This is a genomic window from Polaromonas sp. UC242_47 (assembly GCF_044452385.1).
Lineage (GTDB): Bacteria > Pseudomonadota > Gammaproteobacteria > Burkholderiales > Burkholderiaceae_C > Polaromonas.
This window is the reverse complement of the sequence record NZ_JBIOAO010000001.1, coordinates 380612-400728: the sequence shown is the minus strand read 5'-3', so window position 1 is coordinate 400728 and position 20117 is coordinate 380612. Positions and strand designations below refer to the sequence as shown.

The window sequence follows — 20117 nt, the reverse complement described above, 5'->3', positions numbered from 1 at the left end:
ATCATCATGATGCCCAAACTCTTATTGATTCTCAAACACCTGTGGCTGGACCGCTCCGACGCCGAGCGCGCCATCCCGCCCGAGGTGCTGGCGCGTGTGACGCAACGTGTCACCGCGAGCGAAAAGCGCCACAGCGGCGAAATCCGCATCTGTGTCGAGGCCGCCTTGCCCCTGAGTTACCTCTGGCGCATCAACCGTGCCAAACCCCTGCAACAGGTGATCCGTGAACGTGCGCTGGCGCTGTTTGGAAAACTGGGCGTGTGGGACACGGAGCACAACAATGGCGTGTTGATCTACGTCCTGCTGGCCGAACATGCGATCGAAATTGTGGCCGACCGCGGCCTGAACATACACGCGAGCGACAAACACTGGAAGGCCGTCATGGCCCGCATGAGCAGCACCTTTCGCGAGCTGCGTTATGAAGACGGACTGACACAAGCCCTCGAAGAAACATCGGCCCTGCTGATGCAACACTTTGCCTTGCCGCCCTCTGACACCGCGGCCAATCCCAACGAATTGCCGGACGCGCCGCTGCTGCTGTAGGACGCGAGGGCCGCACACGCGGGCCGGCCGCAAGGTCGGGTTGAGGGAAAACACCTGATTTATGCATCAAAGCAGCCTCCAGCCCTTGAAGGGCGGGCGCAAGCAGCTATATTTTCAATAGCAGACAAGTAACCTGTATGGAGCCGGCCAAAAAGACGCGGCGACAGCGGGCATAAAAAACCGGCCACTGGGACCGGTTTTTTTTGCTATCGCAGAAAACGACTTATCGTTTCTGGCGGTATTTGCGCAGGGCCGCGATCTGGGCCGCCATGACAGCGAGTTCAGACTGGGCCATGGCGATATCGATATCGCTTTTGGCGTTTTTCAAGGCTTCTTCCGCGGCGGCTTTGGCCTCGGTGGCCTTGGCTTCGTCCAGGTCCTTGCCACGGATGGCGGTATCGCTCAGCACAGTCACGCCGTGGGGCTGCACTTCGAGCAGGCCACCGGCCACGAAGACAAACTCTTCGGTGCCGTCGGCCTTTTCGATACGCACGGTGCCGGGCTTGATGCGGGTGATCAGCGGTGTGTGGCGTGGGTAAATACCCAGCTCGCCCGCCTCGCCCGGCAAAGCCACAAACTTGGCTTCGCCGGAAAAGATGGACTCTTCCGCACTGACAACATCGACGTGGATGGTGTGTGTGGTGTCCATGACTTAGACCTTCTTGGCCTTCTCGAAGGCTTCGTCAATCGTGCCGACCATGTAGAAGGCCTGCTCTGGCAGGTGATCACACTCGCCGGCCACAATCATCTTGAAGCCGCGAATGGTTTCAGCCAGGCTGACGTATTTGCCGGGCGAGCCGGTGAACACTTCGGCCACGTGGAAAGGCTGCGACAGGAAACGCTGGATCTTGCGGGCACGGGCCACGGCCAGCTTGTCTTCAGGCGCCAACTCGTCCATGCCCAGAATCGCGATGATGTCGCGCAGCTCTTTGTAGCGCTGCAACGTGCCCTGCACGGCACGGGCCGTGTTGTAGTGGTCTTCACCGACGACGGCTGGCGACAGCTGGCGGCTGGTCGAATCGAGCGGGTCCACGGCGGGGTAGATACCCAGCGAAGCGATGTCACGCGACAGCACCACGGTGGAATCCAGGTGGGCAAAAGTCGTGGCAGGCGAAGGATCGGTCAAGTCATCGGCAGGCACGTAAACGGCCTGGATGGAAGTGATGGAGCCAACCTTGGTGGAAGTAATACGCTCTTGCAGGCGGCCCATTTCTTCGGCCAGCGTGGGCTGGTAACCCACGGCGGAAGGCATACGGCCCAGCAGCGCGGACACTTCGGTACCGGCCAGGGTGTAGCGGTAGATGTTGTCCACGAAGAACAACACGTCGCGGCCTTCGTCACGGAAGGACTCGGCGATGGTCAGGCCGGTCAGCGCCACGCGCAGACGGTTGCCTGGGGGCTCGTTCATCTGGCCGTAAACCATGGCGACCTTGGACTCTTCCAGGTTCTCCAGATTCACCACGCCGGAATCGGCCATCTCGTGGTAGAAGTCATTGCCTTCGCGAGTACGTTCACCCACACCGGCAAACACGGACAGACCCGAGTGCGCCTTGGCGATGTTGTTGATGAGTTCCATCATGTTCACGGTCTTGCCGACGCCGGCGCCACCGAACAGGCCCACCTTGCCGCCTTTGGCGAAGGGGCAAACCAGGTCAATCACCTTGATGCCGGTTTCCAGCAGTTCCTGTGAAGGGCTCAGTTCGTCGTAAGCCGGGGCTTTGCGGTGAATCGGAGCGGTCAGGGTCTGGTCAACCGGGCCGCGCTCGTCAATCGGCGCACCCAGCACGTCCATGATGCGGCCCAGGGTGGCCTTGCCCACGGGCACGGTGATGTTGGCGTTGGTGTTGTACACCACGTTGCCACGGCGCAAACCGTCGGACGAACCGAGGGCAATGGTGCGCACGATGCCGTCGCCGAGCTGCTGCTGGACTTCCAGCGTCAGCGAAGAGCCTTCCATCTTGAGCGCGTCATAAATCTTTGGCATCTGGTCGCGCGCAAACTCTACGTCCACCACCGCGCCAATACACTGAACAATCTTGCCTTGAGCTTGAGTCATGACTGGATCCTTTTCCGTTTTCTTTAATCTTTAAATCGGGTGTGGCGGCTTAGACCGCTGCAGCACCGGCGACGATTTCCGAAAGTTCTTTCGTGATCGCCGCTTGACGCGTCTTGTTGTAAACCAGCTTGAGTTCGCCAATGACACTGCCGGCGTTGTCGGTTGCAGCCTTCATGGCCACCATGCGGGCCGACTGCTCGGACGCCATGTTCTCGGCAACGGCCTGGTACACCAGTGCTTCGACGTAACGGATCAGCAAATCGTCGATGACGGTCTGCGGATCAGGCTCGTAGATGTAGTCCCAGCCATGCTGGTCCTTGTCGGCCTGCAAGCGGTCCGCGGTCAGCGGCAACAGTTGCTCGACCACAGGCTCCTGGCGCATGGTGTTGATGAACTTGGTGTAACACAGGTACACCGCATTGATCTTGCCTTCGCTGTAGGCATCAAGCAGCACCTTGACCGGGCCGATCAGCTTGTCCAGATGCGGCTTGTCGCCCAGTTGTGTCGCGTGCGACACCACTTGTGCGCCAATCCGGTTCAGGAAGCTGAAGCCCTTGTTGCCAATGGCCACCGCCTGCACACCCTGGCCCGCCGCCTGCAGCTCCTTGAGCTTGCCGGTGACGGCGCGCAACAAGTTGGTGTTCAAGCCGCCGCACAAACCCTTGTCCGTGGTCACAACGATGAAGCCGCCGGCTTTGGCATCGTTGGACTGCATGAAGGCATGCGTGTACTCGGGATTGGCCTGGCTCAAGTTGGCCGTGATGTTGCGAATCTTGTCGCTATAGGGTCGGGCAGCGCGCATCCGTTCCTGCGCCTTGCGCATCTTGGAGGCCGCCACCATTTCCATGGCTTTGGTGATCTTGCGGGTGTTTTCCACCGACTTGATCTTGCCGCGTATTTCCTTGCCTGCTGCCATATTGGTTCCTAAATGGTTTCTAAGCCTTGGGCTTTGATGTCTTCAGGTCTGAATCAGGCGAACGACTTCTTGAACGCAGACACGGCTGTGGTCAATTCTGCTTCCGCGTCCTTGTCCATCGCCTTGTTGGCTTCGAGCTTGGCCATCAACGCAGCGTGTTTGTCCTTGAGGTAGCTGTGCAGACCGGTTTCGAAAGCCAGAACCTTCTTGACGTCCACATCGTCCATGTAGCCCTTGTTCACAGCGAACAAAGTGGCCCCCATGTTGGAGATGGACAAAGGCGAATACTGGGCCTGCTTGAGCAATTCCGTCACACGGGCACCGCGATCGAGCTGCTTGCGGGTGGCTTCGTCCAGGTCGGAAGCGAACTGCGCAAACGCAGCCAATTCACGGTACTGGGCCAAGTCGGTACGGATACCGCCGGACAGGTTCTTGATCAGTTTGGTCTGGGCTGCACCACCGACGCGCGACACCGAGATACCGGCGTTGATCGCGGGACGGATACCGGCGTTGAACAAGCTGGTTTCCAGGAAAATCTGGCCATCGGTGATCGAGATCACGTTGGTCGGCACGAAAGCGGACACGTCGCCGGCTTGCGTTTCGATGATGGGCAGAGCCGTCAGCGAACCCGTTTTGCCTTTGACCGCACCCTTGGTGAAAGCTTCGACGTAGTCGGCATTCACGCGGGCTGCGCGCTCGAGCAAACGGCTGTGCAGATAAAACACGTCGCCAGGGTAGGCTTCGCGGCCTGGTGGACGACGCAGCAGCAAGGACACCTGGCGGTAAGCCACCGCCTGCTGGACAGATCGTCATACACAATCAGCGCGTCTTCGCCGCGATCGCGGAAGTATTCGCCCATGGTGCAACCAGAGTAGGCGCTCACGTACTGCATGGCAGCCGATTCGGAAGCGGAGGCTGCAACCACGATGGTGTATTCCATCGCGCCAGCTTCTTCCAGCGAACGCACCACGTTTTTGATGGACGAGGCTTTTTGGCCAATCGCCACATAAATACAGTTAACGCCCTGGCCTTTTTGGGCAATGATCGCGTCGATGGCGACGGCGGTCTTGCCGGTCTGGCGGTCACCAATGATCAGCTCGCGCTGGCCACGGCCCACGGGCACCATGGAGTCGATCGACTTGATACCGGTTTGCAGAGGCTGGTCCACCGATTTACGGGCGATCACGCCCGGTGCGACCTTTTCGATCACGTCGGTCATCTTGGCATTGACAGGACCTTTGCCGTCGATAGGCTGACCCAGGGCGTTGACCACGCGGCCAAGCAGCTCGGGACCCACCGGCACTTCCAGAATGCGACCCGTGCACTTGACGGTGTCGCCTTCAGCGATGTGTTCGTATTCGCCCAGAATCACGGAGCCGACCGAGTCGCGTTCCAGATTCAGTGCCAGACCGTAAGTCGGCGTGCCATCGGCGGTGGCTGGGAATTCCAGCATCTCGCCCTGCATCACATCGGACAGACCATGGATACGAACAATACCGTCGGACACCGAGACAACGGTACCCTGGTTACGGATGTCGGCATTGACGGTCAAGCCTTCAATACGGCTCTTGATCAATTCAGAAATTTCTGCGGGATTGAGTTGCATGACTCTTTCCTTCTTTCTATGTTGTTGGCTGAAAACTGAGAACTTGCGCTAGTCGCAGGATCAGGAAATCAGCGCCACTTTCATTTGTTCCAAACGGGCTTTGATCGAGGTATCCAGTACCTCGTCACCCACCACGACTCGCACGCCGCCAATCAAGGACGGCTCAATCTCCACCTTGAGGTTGAGCTTGCGGCCAAAACGCTTTTCCAGCGTTGGGGTCAGATCAGCCAGCGCCGCGCCATCCAGCGCAAAAGCGCTATAGACGGTGGCGTCGGACGAACCGAGCTGCTTATTTTTCAGGACACGAAACTGGGCGGCGATTTCCGGCAGGACGCTGATGCGGCCGTTGTCGATCACCGTGCGCAGGAAGTTCTGTGCAGCTTGCGGCAGCTTGTTTTTGGCAACACCCGAGATCACGTCAAACGTCTGGCTTGCTGTGACGCCCGGGTTGTCGGCAAACTGCTGCAACTGCACATTGGCGGCGATGGCCGCCAGCTCATCGAGCCATGCAGCCGCGCCGCTCAGGTCAGACCCGGAGGCCTTGAACAGTGCGTCAGCGTAAGGACGGGCAATGGTGGCTAGTTCGGCCATATATACGCTCGCTTAGAGTTCAGTCTTCAGACGGCCCAGCAAGTCGGCATGCACGGTGGCATTGACTTCCTTGCGCAGGATCTGCTCAGCACCCTTGACGGCCAAGGCGGCCACCTGCTCGCGCAGGGCCTCACGGGCTTTGACGGATTGCTGCTCAGCTTCGACCTGGGCGGCGGCAATGATCTTGCTGCCTTCTTCGGTCGCCTTGGCTTTGGCCTCTTCAATCATGGCCTGGGCACGCCGCTCGGCATCCGCCAGGCGGACAGCCGACTCATTGCGCGACTGGGCCAGGGCTTCTTCCACGCGCTTGTTGGCAACGGAGAGTTCAGATTTGGCCTTGTCCGCAGCAGCAAGGCCGTCGGCAATTTTCTGCGCCCGCTCGTCCAGAGCCTTTGTGATCGGGGGCCACACGAATTTCATCGTGAACCACACCAGGATCGCAAAAACAACGGCCTGCAGGAACAGGGTTGAATTAATGTTCACAGCTTATTCCTTTCAAGCGTGAAAGCTTGACCACAAATTAGATGGCAAAAGGCTTGGCGAAAGCAAACAGCAGGGCGATCGCTACACCGATCAGGAAAGCGGCATCGATCAGACCGGCCAAGATGAACATCTTGACTTGCAGTTCGTTCATCAATTCAGGCTGGCGAGCCGAAGCTTCCAGGAATTTGCCGCCCATCAGCGCGATGCCGATAGATGCGCCCATAGCGCCCAGACCAACGATCAAACCACAAGCCAATGCGACGAGGCCGAGAATGTTTTCCATGATTGCTCCTAAAAAGTACGGAAAGGTAAAAACAAAAAAAGTTAGTGTTTATCGTGGGCCTGTCCCACGTAAATTAACGTCAACATCATGAAGATGAAGGCTTGCAGCGTGATCACCAGAATGTGGAAGATACTCCACGCAGTTCCGGCGACAACATGCCCGAATCCCAGCCAGAAACCACCCGTGAGCGGGTTGAACTGCCAGGCCCACGTGCCGCCCATCAAGGCGATCAACATGAATACCAACTCGCCGGCAAACATGTTGCCGAACAATCGCATGCCGTGCGAAACGGTCTTTGCGAAGTACTCGATCATCTGCAACAGCAGGTTGAACGGGTACAAAAATACCTTGTCGCCAAAGGGCGCCGCCACGAGCTCGTGCGCCCAGCCGCCCGCGCCCTTGATCTTGATGTTGTAAACCAGGCACACCAGCAGCACACTGATAGACAGCCCAAACGTGGTGGACAGGTCGGCCGTGGGCACGACCCGCAGATAGGCCTGGTGCGGGTCATTGCCGGCAGCGCCGTAAGCTTCGGCCCAAAGGCGCGGCAGCAGGTCCACCGGCAGCATGTCCATGCCATTCATCAGGAAAATCCAGACAAACACGGTCAGCGCCAACGGGGCCACGAGCTTGCGGCTGTTGGCGTTGTGGATCACGCCCTTGGCCTGGCTTTCGACCATTTCAGACATGATCTCGACCGCCGCCTGGAAACGGCCAGGCACGCCGGGAGTCGCCTTGCGGGCCGCGCGCCACAGAAAGTAGCAGCCCAGCACACCCAGAAGCACGGAATAGATCAGCGAATCCAGATTGAAGAGGCTGAAGTCAACAATGCTGGTTTGCTTGACGCTCTGGAAGTTGAAATCCCTCTGCAAATGCTGCAGATGGTGAACGATGTAATCGCCAGCGGCAGGACCTTGAGTTCCAGAATGTTCAGCAGCAGCCATAAGTCACCAGTTTGCCTATTACAAAAATACGTACGTTTAACTCAAACCTTGTCCGATGCGAAGCGCTTGGGGCGAAACAAGAACAACACCCAAACCACCTTCATCGTCACCACGAAGCCGGCCACCAGGGCCAGCCAGCTTAGCGAAGCAATCAGCCTTGGCGCGGCGAACAACATCGCCACCGTCAAAACAATCTTGACTGCTTCCCAGAAAAAGAAACCTGCCATCGCGGCCCCGGCACTCCCTGCCGCCAAACCGCGCTTCATGCCGCGCGCCATCAGCGCCGCCGGAATCACCACAGCCAGCGCACCATAGAACGCCGACCAACCAGCACTTTGTTTTCCCGTCAGGGCAAAGGCGGCACACGCCACCAACACCCCAGCCACCAACTGCCACGCCAACACCTTCCAGGGAGACATCGCGGGACTTGCCTTGAGAAGCTTTTGAGCCTCTTCATGCGTGAGGGGCTTGAAATCCTCCCCCTCGGTCTCCAGCTGCTGTTTGGTATCCCAGTCATCTGACCGATCCACCGAATTTGCTATTTTTGGCATTACAAATTCCAGCCACGTTAAAAGGCAGTAGTTGGCAAAGCCCCTGATTATACGTAGAAACCCCCTGTCGTCCGATAAAAGCCCCGCAACTTGCTGCGGTGATATGTGGCTGCGGCGCAGCAAACACCAGTGACAATCGGCGCTACGCCTGCGGCGTGCCCCTCCCGTCCGACGCCTCACTGTCTATGTTTTTGAAAGAAACGCCATGTCTGCCTTGATGAAATTTCTGCACATTGCCTCCGCCATCGTGTGGCTGGGCGGCATCAGTTTCATGCTGTTTGCCCTGCGTCCGGCGGCCGCGGCCCAGTTGCCCCCGCCCCAGCGCCTGCCGCTGATCGCGCTGGTGCTGGAGAAATTTTTCAAACTGGTCTGGCCTGCCATCGGGCTGTTGCTGCTCACCGGCCTGGCCATGCTGCTGGCGGTGGGCATGAAGAATGCCCCCACAGGCTGGCACCTGATGCTGGGCATTGGCCTGCTGATGTTCGCCTTGTTCGGCCATCTTTATTTCGGGCCTTACCGCCGCCTGAAGCTGGCCGTGGCTGCCGCGGACTGGCCCGAAGGCGGGCGCCGTGTCGGGCAGATTGCCTCCCTGGCTATGCTCAACCTGGTGCTGGGGGCACTGGCCATCGCCGCCGTTTTGTTTCTCACCTGAGAGGCAAGCCGGCGCCCCCATGAATCAGCGCAAACAAGCACCCAAACGCCCGCCCAACAAGTCGCCCAAAGCCCACTGGTCGGACCGTTTCACCAACGGGATTAACCGCGAAACACTGGCCGCCCATCCCTGGCTCAAGCCGGTGGCGCATCACCTGCGGGAGCCCGGGCTCTGGCGCCTGCAACATGAGGCCGTGGCGCGCGGCGCGGCCATCGGCCTGTTCTGGGCCTTTGCACTACCGGTTGCCCAGACCCTGGTGGCCGCCGCGCACTGCGTCTGGTGGCGCGGCAACATCCCGGTCGCCGCAGCCGCCACACTGATCACCAACCCCTTCACCATCGGCTTCTGGCTCTGGCTGGCTTACAAGCTGGGCAGCCTGATCCTGGGCCTGTCATCCCACGATATGGCAGCGGGAGATGCAGCTTTCCAAGCCGCGACGGCCAGTGCCGGCTTCGACGCCATGGCCTGGCTGCAGCGATTTGGCTGGCCCGCGGTGTTGGGCATGGCGATTTTTGCGGTCGGCGGTGCGGCCATCGGTTATGTATCGGTCAAGCTGATCTGGCGCGCACGTATCTGGTTCAAGCGGCGTATCCAGCGCCACGGCAGGTAAATCAAGCCTGCGCGACAATAAGCATCCGCCCCCTAGACACCTCTCCCCCTCATGCCCTCCATCACGTCCAGCACAGCACTTCCTGCCACGCCCTGCTACCTGAACGGCGAATTCACCGCACTCAAGGACGCCAAGATCAGCGTCATGGACCGCGGCTTCATTTTTGGCGACGGTGTTTACGAAGTGGTGCCGGTGTACGCCGGACAAGCGTTTAGGTTTGCGCAACACATGGCGCGGCTGGACCGCAGCCTGGCCGAGTTGCGTATCCCCAACCCGCTGTCGCTCGATCAGTGGCGCGAGGTGACGCACAAGCTGGTGAATGACTACGCCTTGTCGCAACATACGTCGCCCGAAAAAATCGACCAGTTGATCTACATCCAGATCACGCGCGGCGTAGCCCTGCGCGACCACGTGATGCCGCCCGATCTGACACCCACGGTGTTTGCCATGACCAACACCATGAAACCACCCACACCAGCGCAGCGCATGCACGGTGTGGCCTGCGTCACCGCCGACGACTTTCGCTGGGAAAAAGCCCATATCAAAAGCACCAGCCTGCTGGGCGCGGTGTTTGCGCGCCAGATCAGCGCCGACGTGGATGCGGTGGAAACCGTGATGTTCCGGGACGGGATGTTGAGCGAAGCCGCCGCCTGCAACGTCTGGGTGGTGAAAAACGGCAAGGTGCTGGGCCCGCCCAAGGACCATCTGGTGCTGGAAGGCATACGTTACGGCCTGATCGAAGACATCTGCCGCGAAGCCGGCATCGGTTTCGAGTTGCGCCGCATCAGCCGCGCCGAAGTCTTCGGCGCCGACGAACTGCTGCTGTCCTCCGCCACCAAAGAGGTGCTGGCCATCACCTCGCTGGACGGCCAGCCCATAGGCAGCGGTCAACCCGGCCCCATCTGCGCCCGGCTGCACGCGGCCTACCAACGCGCCAAACAAGGACTCACCTCATGACGACCCCACCCACCACACCCGAAACACCGCGCCAGGAATCCCTGATCGAATACCCGTCGCAATTCCCCATCAAGGTCATGGGCCACAAGGTCGACGGCCTGGTCGCCGCCATCACGGCGGTGGCGCACCAGTTCGACCCGGCGTTTGACGCCGCCACCATCGAGCTGCGCGAAAGCAAGGGCGGCAACTACCTGGGCGTCACCATCACCGTGACGGCCACCAGCCGCGAGCAGCTCGACGAGTTGTACCGCACGCTGTCGACCCATCCCATGGTCAAAGTGGTTCTCTGAGGCCCTGAGCCCGACACCTTTCATGCAGATCGATGTGCGCCACCTGGGCCGGGTGGATTACCGGCCCACTTACGAAGCCATGCAGGCTTTCACGGCCACACGCGCGGCACTGGCCGCATCCAACCCCGAGACTACGAGCCAAATCGGCCTCCAGCCCAAGCAGGACGAACGCGATCAGCTATGGATTTGTGAGCACCATCCGGTTTACACGCAAGGATTGGCGGGTAAAAGCGACCATGTGCTGAACCCCGGCGACATCCCGGTGGTGCAAACCGACCGAGGCGGCCAGGTGACGTACCACGGGCCCGGACAGGTGGTGGCTTACCCGCTGATCGACCTCAAACGCGCGGGTTACTACGTCAAGGAATACGTTTACCGGATTGAAGAATCCGTCATCAAGACGCTGGCGCATTTTGGCGTGACCGGCCACCGCGTCACGGGCTCGCCCGGCATTTATGTGCGTATGGACGATCCGGCCTCACACGCCGCCCTCAGCGGCCCGCTGAACCCGCCAGACCCGTTTCGCGGCCTGGGCAAAATCGCCGCCCTGGGCATCAAGGTCAGCCGGCATTGCACCTACCACGGCGTGGCGTTCAATGTGGCCATGGACCTGGAACCCTTCTCGCGCATCAACCCTTGTGGTTACGCCGGGCTGACAACCACAGACCTTTCTACAATCGGCGTATCGGCAAGTTGGCAAGAGGCTGCGGATGTGCTGGGCCAAAAGCTCGTCACCTATCTGGCGCCTTGAAGCCGCACACATAAGAAAACACACCATGAGCACCACAGAAGTCGTTCGCGATATCCAGAGCACTGAAGACTACAACCCCCTGGCCAAACAAAAGGCGGCGGCCAAGCTGTCGCGCATTCCGGTCAAGGTGGTGCAGGGCGAAGTGCTGAAAAAACCCGACTGGATTCGCGTCAAGGCCGGCAGCCCCACCACCCGCTTTTACGAAATCAAGCAGATCCTGCGCGAGAACAAACTCAACACCGTGTGTGAAGAAGCCAGCTGCCCCAACATCGGTGAATGTTTCGGCAAGGGCACGGCGACCTTCATGATCATGGGCGACAAGTGCACACGCCGCTGCCCATTTTGCGACGTGGGCCACGGCCGGCCCGATCCGCTGGACGTGAACGAGCCGCTGAACCTGGCCAAAACCATTGCGGCCCTCAAGCTCAAATACGTGGTGATCACCAGCGTGGACCGCGACGATTTGCGCGACGGCGGCAGCGGCCATTTTGTGGAATGTATCCAGAAGATTCGCGAACTGTCGCCAGCTACCACGATTGAAATCCTGGTGCCCGACTTCCGCGGCCGTGACGACCGTGCGCTGGAAATCCTGAAGGCCGCGCCGCCCGACGTGATGAACCACAACCTGGAAACCACGGCACGCCTGTACAAGGAAGCGCGTCCCGGCAGCGATTACCAGTTCTCACTGAACCTGCTGAAAAAGTTCAAGGCCCTGCACCCCGATGTGCCGACCAAAAGCGGCATCATGGTCGGCCTGGGTGAGACCGACGAAGAAATTTTGCAGGTCATGCGCGACATGCGCGCGCACAACATCAACATGCTGACCATCGGCCAATACCTGGCGCCATCGACCAGCCACCTGCCGGTGCGCCGTTACGTACACCCCGACACCTTCAAGATGTTTGAGGCCGAAGCCTACAAAATGGGCTTCACCCACGCCGCTGTCGGCGCCATGGTGCGCAGCAGCTACCATGCTGACGAACAGGCCCATGCGGCCGGTGTGTCTGTCAACAATCAGTAGTTAATGAGACAAATTAGAAGTTAGTGAGACAAATCAACAAGCATGAAATGCAGTAGCGTTTCATTAACTTGAATAAAAACAACGATCTCTTAAGCATTTCGGCCCTACCAAAGGGCCAAACTGCGTGGCGAGTTGATTGGTTTGGCGACATTGCTTATCCGGATCGTTCTGTTCGGCGCAAGCAGCCTTCTGTATTTCTGCACCTGTCGCGAGTAACGACTGACCGCTTCCACGAAGATCCGGCAGTCCTACTCTCGCCGGACTCCACATCTCCAGCCAAATTCCAACGCCGCGTCTGGGTATCCGTCGGGACCTTGCCGATGTTGCGTGTTGGGGACATCTGGCGCAATGGCGAGCTTGAAGCTCGCCCAGACTACCAACTGGAGAGCTTCCCCGACCTCGAAATCAATAACGCCACCGTCACCTTGATCAAGGCTGGACTGAATCTTGATGACCAGGGTTTCCTGCTTCCCCTAGCGGAGCATCCATGGCACATCCAATGCACTCAGTCTTACTGTGTGACGGTCGACTTACCAGAAAACCGCCGCGTCATCATTCCATGTATGGAGTTGATTCGGTTCTACTTTGGATCTTCGAGCAACCTGATTTCCAAGCTCTTCCTGCCGCCGCTTGAACGAGACTCGCTGTATGAAAGTGCCACCTTTGACCGCCAAACAGCTCGCCTCAAACTTGAGCTTGCCGAAAAAGTGTCTGGCGCTTCGGCGGCCGACATCGGACGACTGCACATGGATCCGATTGCATGGCGAGCTGCAGCCCAGATCGGCGCCTCGGCACTCAAGGCATCAGTAGCCGGTCAATCGATCTATCCTCAGGCGTTCTTTCCCTTCGAGGGCAAGACCACCTTGCTTGCCGCAGGAAAATGGCTGTCATTTGCCGGCCAGGAAAAAACAACTTTCTTGGTTTACAACCTGCGGTCATGCTCACACCCTTTCCCGTTCAAGTCCATACGCTACGAAGTAAAGAACAGTCGCGCTCGATCGGTGATGCCAGGCGGTACGACGAGTGAGCTTCCATCCAGCCGCAAGCCGGTGGGCGCAAAGGATGCAGCGCATCAATCGCTGACCGACAAGGATGCATCCAACAGCCTCGCACCGAAGGTCCGCGCCATCCGCTTTGAACCACGATTTCCCGACCTGACGGATAAACCCATCTGGAAGAGCGTCGAACTTACAGGTTCGTCCAAGGCAGGGACGGGGATCAACGGTGCGCCAGTAGACCAGGTCGCGGTGGGAAACCCTGGCTCGGAGAGAAGAGTCAGACCGGTTGATCTGGCAGTGCTGATGTCGTCGGCCTCATGGGAGCCCAACTCCGTACCGGCCTTTCTTCGATCAACTGTGGAGGAAATACTTACGCTCAAAGGTTTCGATGTTGCCCTTCTCACAAAAAGTACAGACGATGGATGGACGGTACCCGTAACTGTGCTGGCTGACTCAGATGGTGAGATTGATCCCCGACTTTTCATCTCAGACGAGACTGGCCACTCTCGCCTGCGTAGGGCGAGTGTGTTTGCATTCAGTAATGGTGAGGAATACATTTGTGCTGCAGTAATTGAATCATCACCAATTCATATCAAGCTGTATCCGACCATTGGTCAAGACCCTGAGGAGGTCTGGCAAACATTGAAATGTGCTGCAGTGGATTTCGTGAGTCCACTTAGAGAAGAACCCGATGGGCTTGGTCTTGCACAGTTAATGCAATGGATTTTTGGGCTAGTAGCGCCTGAGATACCCACACTACCGCTGAAGCAGCCCAAACGACGCTAGTTTAGTTATTGCATTCCAGTGCCGTTGACCACTTGTACCGGTAATAGCTGACCATGCTTGCTCCTATTCATTGACCAGGCCTAAACGCTCATGGTTCCGTCAGAAATGACCACCTATCGCGGTTAGTTCTCTGCTGGGCATGTCCGAAGCTGAAGCAGAATGCGACCAGAAGCGGACGCTCGCCTAACGATCTTCAGGCCTGCCCAAAAGCAGTAGCAACTTAAACATGCTTATTAACGACGACTCACTAAAGACAATGTTGATTATTTAGGACGAGCAGAGAAATCGTGACCTCGTGAAGGCCTTGCAAGAACTTGCGCAAATCGCTGAATGAGGTCAGCGGCCACCGTCGAAGATAAACGCCCAATTCGTCGAAAGGGAAATTCAATTCTGACTAAATTTGCGGGGTTGCCAACAAATTCATGTTGGAAGTCACTTCCGGACGCAAATTTTTTAATACCCTCAAGATCATGAATATCTTCAAGATCCTTGTGTATTTTTTTATATCGCAGCAACTGCGAAGGTAAAAGTGCAAGTCCAGGAGGCATGTATTGCCCCCAACTCCAACGGCATACACCTTCAGGATTTGTCCAACTCAGATCCAAAACCTCCAAAGGTATAGGCGATATCCGCTGAAGATTTACAGCAAGCGATTGATTGGCTAGCGGAGAATCTTTAGGGAAATGGGAGATCGAAAAAAAAGTCTGCTCTAACTTTTCCTTTGAGCCTGTATGAACTTCCAGCGGAAGTAAAAGTCCAAGCTGGAGTTTACGCGTCCCTGTTGACCCTCTGAGCATAAGATCACAAGCGTTGGAAACCAGTACGTGATATGCAGTAACTGCATTATGTTGAACCTCAAAAATATCACCCGCGGCTAGCGGAGATAGTAAGGTGTTCACCACTCCTGCTGGCTCATGAAGTTCACTGCAGCGGAGATTTTCGATACCTTCGATGGATTCAAGCTCCTCATAAGTCACCAATCCAATTTGCTCATTGAGCCCCCTAAGTTCAAGGAGCTCCGCTGGAATTTTCATGCTGCCCATCACTCCAGCAAGTAGCGCCTCCCTTTGAGCGATTGAAATCATCCTAATCAGAGTCTCGATTTCAGATGCCCCCTCCCTGAAAGAAGTGGAAGAAACAGCATAAACCAACTCTTCAATACTAAGTTGTTGGAGCTTGCTAAACGCAGACTTTGTAGAGGTTGCGAGGGTGGCTTGCAGTTCGTCAGCAAGCGAACCATGTAAGGTGTAAGCACGAAGACGACTGAGAGCGTTAACAAAAGCCGCCTCAACAAGCGATCCTGGTAGCTCGTTTGTCCCGGATTTGGAAAGCCGATCTTTTGAAAGAACAAGCACTGGAAGTGCTGGTGCATCCTTTTCTTCAAATAGTTCTTTTGTGAACTTTCTACCTTCAAGGAGTTCTTTATCCTTCGTAAACTGAGAAGTAAAGGCCACCGCAAAAATCGGTACCGACTTCTCCTGCAACGAAATCTGCTGCGCCCACTGATTTAATACATCCTTGCCGGACAAAAGCGATGATTCACGTGAATTCTGCAGGTCTACTATCAAAAGCGCGTTGCCGCCACCGTTAGTGTGCGTGGACAAAATTTTTGAATGTTCAGCATTCCACCGAGCAAAGGACATCTCCTCCCAATTCCACCCCGTATGGTTCTTAAACGTTTCAATAAGCCCCGCACGTTCTTCTGGTTTTAGCGGCTGAGGCAGAACTGACAACATCTCGGTCAAAATTTTGACTGGATCATCCACTGCCGAATTCAGCTTGCTAGCAAATAAGTTGCAGATGGCTTCGATCACATCATCCACATTACGTTTCGTTAAAACTCCCTCGATTTCAGCGGCAAGTTTTCGAGCAGATTCGATAGCATTCAGTTTCCCAAGCGCTTTCTTTCGTTGCAGTGCTTCACTTTTTTCTAGCTCCTCAGCGACTACCAGAGCAAGCCTATCGACAGACATCTCCTCCGCCGTTGCGTTTTCATCATCAACCCAATACACGGATTTAATTGCAAGGCGCTCCATTAATGAAGGGAATGAACTCATTTAGCTGACCAGTTTTGGTTGTTGATGATCAGGGTGAGCGCCAGACAAGTCGATTTCGAACTCATACCTTCTACCGATTGAGTTTCTCTTTTCATTAAGCCAGATTGAGCATCGCTCCAATTCGAGAAAAGTCGCAATCAAATGCAAACCTAAACCAGACCCTTCTGATTTTGGCTTATCGGATACATAGGGATCAAATATGGAGGACTCAAAAGAGGGTTTGATACCCGGACCGGAATCGGACCACCTTAATCCTTGGCTAGTCAATGTGACATCAATTCTCCGAACCCCGGGATCAGGCAATGGCCCCTGGCGTAACCAATAGAGGCTGTTCTGAAAAAGATTCTCCATTATCTGGAGTAGTCTCGTGTGGCTGAACTTCACCACCAAGTCAGTAGTTTCCTGGGCCGCATGAAACCCAATATTGATGCCAGCTCGTTGAGCGGTCACTTCGCGTGCAGCTACAAACTCCGCCAAAAATTTATGTAAATCGATTTTTTCTTTGATTTGCCGCGATCCAGGCAACATAGGATCAATAGTGGCAATCATTTTTCCCAATTCACGTATGGCACCATTCAGACTACGCAGAGCTGAAGTCAGCTCTGGGGCTTTGATTTTCTTATTCACGGCAGTAACGATGCCAACACCATCGCGCAGCTGCCTCAAAAGTTCATGCAACTCATGAGTCAACGAACGAGCGGCCAACCCAACAGCGGCGGCATCAAGAAGGCGTGATGCATAGTCCACGTCGTCTTCACTAAGTTCGGCAAGCTGGAGCGATGCATGTGTTTGATTCTTAACAATTGAATCTATCTCGCGGATTACCCTGCTTACATTTGTTATGTGTGCTTCAACGACCTTCACCGACTTCCCAAAATCCTCCACAGGGCCAGGAGTCGAAGCACTTGCAGCGTGCGCGGCAGCCACCCTCGAAGCATCAAGTGCTTTGCTCGTCTGGGTTAATTCAGCCTGGAGTTGTGCAAAACTCTTTCCTGATTTCTCACTGGACAGTGAAACTGATTCAATCAATTGTTGGCGGCTGACTGGTTGATTGCCTTGGTCGCGCGATTTTATGTATTCATTGGCTGACTTTCGCACAGCTTCCAACAAACCATTCGCGTAGTCTCTTGCCTTCAAACCAAGAATCATCAAGCCTCGGAATTCGGAGTTTTCAACGAACCCTTCTCGATCTGACTTTTCTATGAGGCCTGGATTGTTTTCGTTATCAATTTCAAAATAACCAAGTACGTTCGCCGGCCGTAGCCCATAAAAAGAAGAACCCGAGGTAGTCCCTTCGGCTATGCGTAACCAATCGCGGTGCGCCCGTACTCGAAAACCATCCCGATAGATTGCAACTTGCGACATAGCCTGCAACGTTTCAGAAGAAATCTGAGCAGCCGTAAGCTTCTGTTTTACCGCCTCGTGGAACATAAAATAGTAGATGGTGGCCTTGAACGGCCCCGGATTGAGCCCCCCGGGAACCTACGATCAAAAGGAAAGGGTTGACCAGTCAGCTCGTCGTGAAACTTCAAGAACCAGGGGTTTTCAACAACGGAGGAAATACCCTTATCTTTAAGCTTTTTATCCTGCTGAAACCATTCAACTAGCGCAGGCCGCTCCTGATCACTGAGCATTTTTTCGAAGCGCTTAGCGTTTTCTTCCCCTCGTGCGCCGCGAAGTAGTGATGAAGCAATCGAGGCTTCTTGGGTCATCTTGTTGCCATCCCATGAGAAGGTGAATTTGGCAGATGCAAGATTAAGGACGCCATCATCCAGACTATGTAGTTCGTATTCGTGGCGGCCTGTATTCAATAAAATTTCGAAGCTATCAAAGGCTTTAAAAGGATTTACAAGCGATGAAAGATGCGGAATGAGGTGTTTTTCCACATACCCAAGATCAGACCATCGGCTCCTCTCGTGTAACCCTAGAACCTCGATGATGGTGCCTTTACTGTCTACAGGTTCTTCCGTGTCGATGTCGACTACAACCCGCACTTGATCAAGCGTCCGATCCTGAGTGAAGTCGCTCCATGAAAACATCACTCTTCGCCAGGAAGTCTCGCCCTCTACTGCGGTCTTCATTCGCAATACTTGCCCCAGCTTCATCGTTGCAAGACGGCCCAAACCTTTATCGCCTACTGGCGTACGCCCCTTCGTCGTCTTCTTTTTAGGCTTGGTCCCGTCAACTCGTTTGAGAGAAGAGCTAATTCGTAGCCACCCTTGCTGTACGGCTTCTTTTGAAAGCCCAGTTCCATAATCGCGAATCCGTACTCGCCCGATAACATGGGGAGAGCCCGTCTTGACACCATAAAGCAACTCATAGGCGGGATCACTATCAGTCAAAGCCCAATCAGGCTCAACAATGATCTCGCAGCGTTCCGAATCCGCGTCATACGCGTTTTTTGCTAACTCTAGCAACGCCTGCTCGACGTCAGTTACCAGTTCCTCCCCTAGTTGGACGACAACATGGGCAGAAATACTGAGATGAGGTAGTTGATCAGCGGCGACGAGAGGTACTTCGTCATCCGCCTTCTGGGATTCTTCGTTCATTGTGTAGCGCTATCCTTGCGAGCAAGCAAAATGGTTTCACTAGTCATTGTTGCCGCGAGGGCGTTACGTGCAGCCATCTTTTTAAAATGGATACCCCGCGAAATATCTCCGATAGTGTGCACTCCATGTGCTTCGAGCATCTCGATCATCATTGGCACCATTGGTGCCTCAAGACCACAAATTCGCCTATTTGCAATGGTCCAGGCATGTATGCCATTAGCCTTAGTTGCTTTGGCAATCCCATCAATAGATTTATCTAAATCGTAGAAAAATGAAGCGAATCGCTTTCGCCCATTTGTCTGGTTTTTTAGCAATCCAAGAAAATGGGATGCACTACGGTACCGGTCGCCTAGAGAATCTGCCTTTTCAGACGCACCCTTTAATTTCCCCCCAAGACTAGCGGAGTCTGTTGAGTGCGTGTTAGCTATAAGTGCGAGATCCACGCGCTCGTCTATGTCTTGAACATCTATCCATTGCAGGGGTAAGTACGAGAATTGCCCATAAGGAATTGTGGTGACGTTATCCCCGTACGGGGGCGAGGTCATTACTAAATCATATACAGCAGTGGCAGCGTCTGAATCGTTTAGGAGCGACTGGTTGTCACCCACCCTCATATCCAAAGTGCCGATATAGCGCCCTCTGTTTAGAAGATTTTTTGCAGTAAGACTTTGATGCTCATGCGCTATATGATCCTGAAAAATCTCGATCACCTTAATAAATTCAGCATAGACATCTGGTGTTTTAGCGTTTTCCTTTACCTCTTCGATATGCAACTTGTAAGTTGATTTCCTTGATTTACAAGTCGTACGAATCACACGGCACAGCGCCAACCAAAATAATCGCCGAGCCCACTTTGCAGGCTCGTTAGAAATATGATGACTTATTTTTTCCAACGCTGGGATAGCTTCGGGGTCGTGCCATTTGTCTCGACCTGAAAACTGACGAGCCGTATGCTTTTTCTTATCGCTTGAGATCGCAACAAGAAGATCCATTGATTTATCTTCAAAAGCATCAATGTAATAAGGCCCGGATTTCGCAAGACATGCGAGTCCAGCGAGTGGGTTAATGTCCACGCCGTGAAAATCCAAACCATGCCCCATGGCTTCGACAAGCACGGTTCCCGACCCAACAAAGGGATCCAACACGGTTCCGACATCAGGCTGGCTCTCTTGCACGCACTTCATGATCAGCCCTTGCAAGCTCGGAACCATCATGGCCGGATAGTGTAGAAGCGCGTGCGCTCCTTTACGCTGAGTGGCACGCTTAAATGACCAGAAGCTTGGATCGTTCTTGTCTTCCTTGGCATGAAGCGCGGCAATAAGAGAGTCTGTTTTACAGCCTTTGAGCATTTTTGGCTGGTCGCGCTGGGGGAGGTTAGCTTTGCGGACCTGGTTGAATATAGCCTTTTTCGACGCAAAACACCAGGTCTCAACGTACACATATGAGCTAGGCTGAGACGCTTTCGATGTTCAG

The 20117-nt window shown here is 55.4% G+C and carries 20 protein-coding genes and 1 pseudogene; 8 read left to right on the top strand and 13 right to left on the bottom strand.

Annotation, left to right across the window (positions count from 1 at the left end; genetic code table 11):
- Window positions 1-6: 6 nt before the first annotated feature.
- Window positions 7-543, top strand: coding sequence for a TPM domain-containing protein (locus tag ACHMXK_RS01970; RefSeq protein ID WP_397437240.1), 537 nt, complete (start codon window positions 7-9; stop codon window positions 541-543).
- A 223-nt stretch (window positions 544-766) separates the two neighbouring features.
- Here ACHMXK_RS01970 and ACHMXK_RS01965 read toward each other — a convergent pair whose 3' ends face one another.
- From ACHMXK_RS01965 to ACHMXK_RS01925, 9 genes and pseudogenes are all read right to left on the bottom strand, one after another.
- Window positions 767-1192 carry a F0F1 ATP synthase subunit epsilon gene (locus ACHMXK_RS01965; RefSeq protein ID WP_397437239.1) on the bottom strand — a complete coding sequence of 142 codons (426 nt, stop codon included), beginning with the start codon at window positions 1190-1192 and terminating at the stop codon, window positions 767-769.
- Between the two features lie 3 nt (window positions 1193-1195).
- Window positions 1196-2599, bottom strand: coding sequence for a F0F1 ATP synthase subunit beta (atpD, locus tag ACHMXK_RS01960; protein WP_397437237.1), 1404 nt, complete (start codon window positions 2597-2599; stop codon window positions 1196-1198).
- A 49-nt stretch (window positions 2600-2648) separates the two neighbouring features.
- On the bottom strand, window positions 2649-3515 hold the full coding sequence (gene atpG, locus ACHMXK_RS01955) for a F0F1 ATP synthase subunit gamma (protein ID WP_397437235.1): 867 nt from the start codon (window positions 3513-3515) through the stop codon (window positions 2649-2651).
- Between the two features lie 53 nt (window positions 3516-3568).
- A pseudogene (atpA, locus tag ACHMXK_RS01950) lies at window positions 3569-5121 on the bottom strand (F0F1 ATP synthase subunit alpha).
- A gap of 60 nt (window positions 5122-5181) precedes the next feature.
- On the bottom strand, window positions 5182-5712 hold the full coding sequence (locus tag ACHMXK_RS01945; protein WP_397437234.1) for a F0F1 ATP synthase subunit delta: 531 nt from the start codon (window positions 5710-5712) through the stop codon (window positions 5182-5184).
- Window positions 5713-5724: 12 nt separating this feature from the next.
- The gene (locus tag ACHMXK_RS01940) at window positions 5725-6195 is read right to left on the bottom strand and encodes a F0F1 ATP synthase subunit B (protein WP_397437232.1); all 471 of its coding nucleotides are present in this window, start codon (window positions 6193-6195) and stop codon (window positions 5725-5727) included.
- 37 nt (window positions 6196-6232) lie between these two features.
- Window positions 6233-6478: a F0F1 ATP synthase subunit C gene (atpE, locus tag ACHMXK_RS01935; protein WP_397437230.1), complete on the bottom strand. Its 246-nt coding sequence runs from the start codon at window positions 6476-6478 to the stop codon at window positions 6233-6235.
- 41 nt (window positions 6479-6519) lie between these two features.
- The gene (atpB, locus tag ACHMXK_RS01930) at window positions 6520-7422 is read right to left on the bottom strand and encodes a F0F1 ATP synthase subunit A (RefSeq protein WP_397437228.1); all 903 of its coding nucleotides are present in this window, start codon (window positions 7420-7422) and stop codon (window positions 6520-6522) included.
- A 41-nt stretch (window positions 7423-7463) separates the two neighbouring features.
- Window positions 7464-7973, bottom strand: coding sequence for an ATP synthase subunit I (locus ACHMXK_RS01925; RefSeq protein WP_397437226.1), 510 nt, complete (start codon window positions 7971-7973; stop codon window positions 7464-7466).
- A 205-nt stretch (window positions 7974-8178) separates the two neighbouring features.
- On the opposite strand from ACHMXK_RS01925, the gene ACHMXK_RS01920 reads away from it, so the two are divergent.
- The 7 genes from ACHMXK_RS01920 (at window position 8179) to ACHMXK_RS01890 (ending at window position 14038) form a co-directional block, all read left to right on the top strand.
- Complete coding sequence (locus ACHMXK_RS01920) at window positions 8179-8625, top strand: DUF4149 domain-containing protein (protein ID WP_397437224.1); 447 nt, start codon at window positions 8179-8181, stop codon at window positions 8623-8625.
- Window positions 8626-8644: 19 nt separating this feature from the next.
- Entirely contained in the window at window positions 8645-9235 is a 591-nt protein-coding gene (locus ACHMXK_RS01915; protein ID WP_397437222.1) for a DUF2062 domain-containing protein, read from the top strand.
- A gap of 51 nt (window positions 9236-9286) precedes the next feature.
- Window positions 9287-10192 (top strand): D-amino acid aminotransferase, encoded by a 906-nt coding sequence (locus ACHMXK_RS01910; RefSeq protein ID WP_397437220.1) that lies wholly within the window; start codon window positions 9287-9289, stop codon window positions 10190-10192.
- Entirely contained in the window at window positions 10189-10482 is a 294-nt protein-coding gene (locus tag ACHMXK_RS01905; RefSeq protein ID WP_397437218.1) for a YbeD family protein, read from the top strand. The genes ACHMXK_RS01910 and ACHMXK_RS01905 overlap by 4 nt, the downstream gene beginning before the upstream one ends.
- Before the next feature lie 22 nt (window positions 10483-10504).
- Window positions 10505-11233: a lipoyl(octanoyl) transferase LipB gene (lipB, locus tag ACHMXK_RS01900; RefSeq protein WP_397437216.1), complete on the top strand. Its 729-nt coding sequence runs from the start codon at window positions 10505-10507 to the stop codon at window positions 11231-11233.
- Window positions 11234-11258: 25 nt separating this feature from the next.
- Window positions 11259-12254, top strand: coding sequence for a lipoyl synthase (lipA, locus tag ACHMXK_RS01895; protein WP_397437214.1), 996 nt, complete (start codon window positions 11259-11261; stop codon window positions 12252-12254).
- Between the two features lie 68 nt (window positions 12255-12322).
- Window positions 12323-14038 (top strand): hypothetical protein, encoded by a 1716-nt coding sequence (locus tag ACHMXK_RS01890; protein ID WP_397437212.1) that lies wholly within the window; start codon window positions 12323-12325, stop codon window positions 14036-14038.
- 263 nt (window positions 14039-14301) lie between these two features.
- Here ACHMXK_RS01890 and ACHMXK_RS01885 read toward each other — a convergent pair whose 3' ends face one another.
- From ACHMXK_RS01885 to ACHMXK_RS01870, 4 genes are read right to left on the bottom strand one after another with little or no spacing between them, the layout of a single operon-like run.
- Window positions 14302-16095 carry a hypothetical protein gene (locus ACHMXK_RS01885; RefSeq protein ID WP_397437210.1) on the bottom strand — a complete coding sequence of 598 codons (1794 nt, stop codon included), beginning with the start codon at window positions 16093-16095 and terminating at the stop codon, window positions 14302-14304.
- Entirely contained in the window at window positions 16096-17526 is a 1431-nt protein-coding gene (locus ACHMXK_RS01880; RefSeq protein WP_397437208.1) for a sensor histidine kinase, read from the bottom strand.
- Window positions 17508-18644 (bottom strand): ATP-binding protein, encoded by a 1137-nt coding sequence (locus ACHMXK_RS01875; RefSeq protein WP_397437206.1) that lies wholly within the window; start codon window positions 18642-18644, stop codon window positions 17508-17510. Before ACHMXK_RS01875 ends, ACHMXK_RS01880 begins: the two co-directional genes overlap by 19 nt.
- Complete coding sequence (locus ACHMXK_RS01870; protein WP_397437204.1) at window positions 18641-20083, bottom strand: DNA methyltransferase; 1443 nt, start codon at window positions 20081-20083, stop codon at window positions 18641-18643. Before ACHMXK_RS01870 ends, ACHMXK_RS01875 begins: the two co-directional genes overlap by 4 nt.
- Window positions 20084-20117: the final 34 nt, after the last annotated feature.

Bases quoted from the DNA above. Each gene is read 5' to 3' on its own strand.
- ACHMXK_RS01970 (WP_397437240.1), top strand. From the start codon at position 7: ATGATGCCCAAACTCTTATTGATTCTCAAACACCTGTGGCTGGACCGC.
- ACHMXK_RS01965 (WP_397437239.1), bottom strand. From the start codon at position 1,192: ATGGACACCACACACACCATCCACGTCGATGTTGTCAGTGCGGAAGAG.
- atpD (WP_397437237.1), bottom strand. From the start codon at position 2,599: ATGACTCAAGCTCAAGGCAAGATTGTTCAGTGTATTGGCGCGGTGGTG.
- atpG (WP_397437235.1), bottom strand. From the start codon at position 3,515: ATGGCAGCAGGCAAGGAAATACGCGGCAAGATCAAGTCGGTGGAAAAC.
- ACHMXK_RS01945 (WP_397437234.1), bottom strand. From the start codon at position 5,712: ATGGCCGAACTAGCCACCATTGCCCGTCCTTACGCTGACGCACTGTTC.
- atpE (WP_397437230.1), bottom strand. From the start codon at position 6,478: ATGGAAAACATTCTCGGCCTCGTCGCATTGGCTTGTGGTTTGATCGTT.
- atpB (WP_397437228.1), bottom strand. From the start codon at position 7,422: ATGGCTGCTGCTGAACATTCTGGAACTCAAGGTCCTGCCGCTGGCGAT.
- ACHMXK_RS01925 (WP_397437226.1), bottom strand. From the start codon at position 7,973: ATGCCAAAAATAGCAAATTCGGTGGATCGGTCAGATGACTGGGATACC.
- ACHMXK_RS01920 (WP_397437224.1), top strand. From the start codon at position 8,179: ATGTCTGCCTTGATGAAATTTCTGCACATTGCCTCCGCCATCGTGTGG.
- ACHMXK_RS01915 (WP_397437222.1), top strand. From the start codon at position 8,645: ATGAATCAGCGCAAACAAGCACCCAAACGCCCGCCCAACAAGTCGCCC.
- ACHMXK_RS01910 (WP_397437220.1), top strand. From the start codon at position 9,287: ATGCCCTCCATCACGTCCAGCACAGCACTTCCTGCCACGCCCTGCTAC.
- ACHMXK_RS01905 (WP_397437218.1), top strand. From the start codon at position 10,189: ATGACGACCCCACCCACCACACCCGAAACACCGCGCCAGGAATCCCTG.
- lipB (WP_397437216.1), top strand. From the start codon at position 10,505: ATGCAGATCGATGTGCGCCACCTGGGCCGGGTGGATTACCGGCCCACT.
- lipA (WP_397437214.1), top strand. From the start codon at position 11,259: ATGAGCACCACAGAAGTCGTTCGCGATATCCAGAGCACTGAAGACTAC.
- ACHMXK_RS01885 (WP_397437210.1), bottom strand. From the start codon at position 16,095: ATGAGTTCATTCCCTTCATTAATGGAGCGCCTTGCAATTAAATCCGTG.
- ACHMXK_RS01880 (WP_397437208.1), bottom strand. From the start codon at position 17,526: ATGTTCCACGAGGCGGTAAAACAGAAGCTTACGGCTGCTCAGATTTCT.
- ACHMXK_RS01875 (WP_397437206.1), bottom strand. From the start codon at position 18,644: ATGAACGAAGAATCCCAGAAGGCGGATGACGAAGTACCTCTCGTCGCC.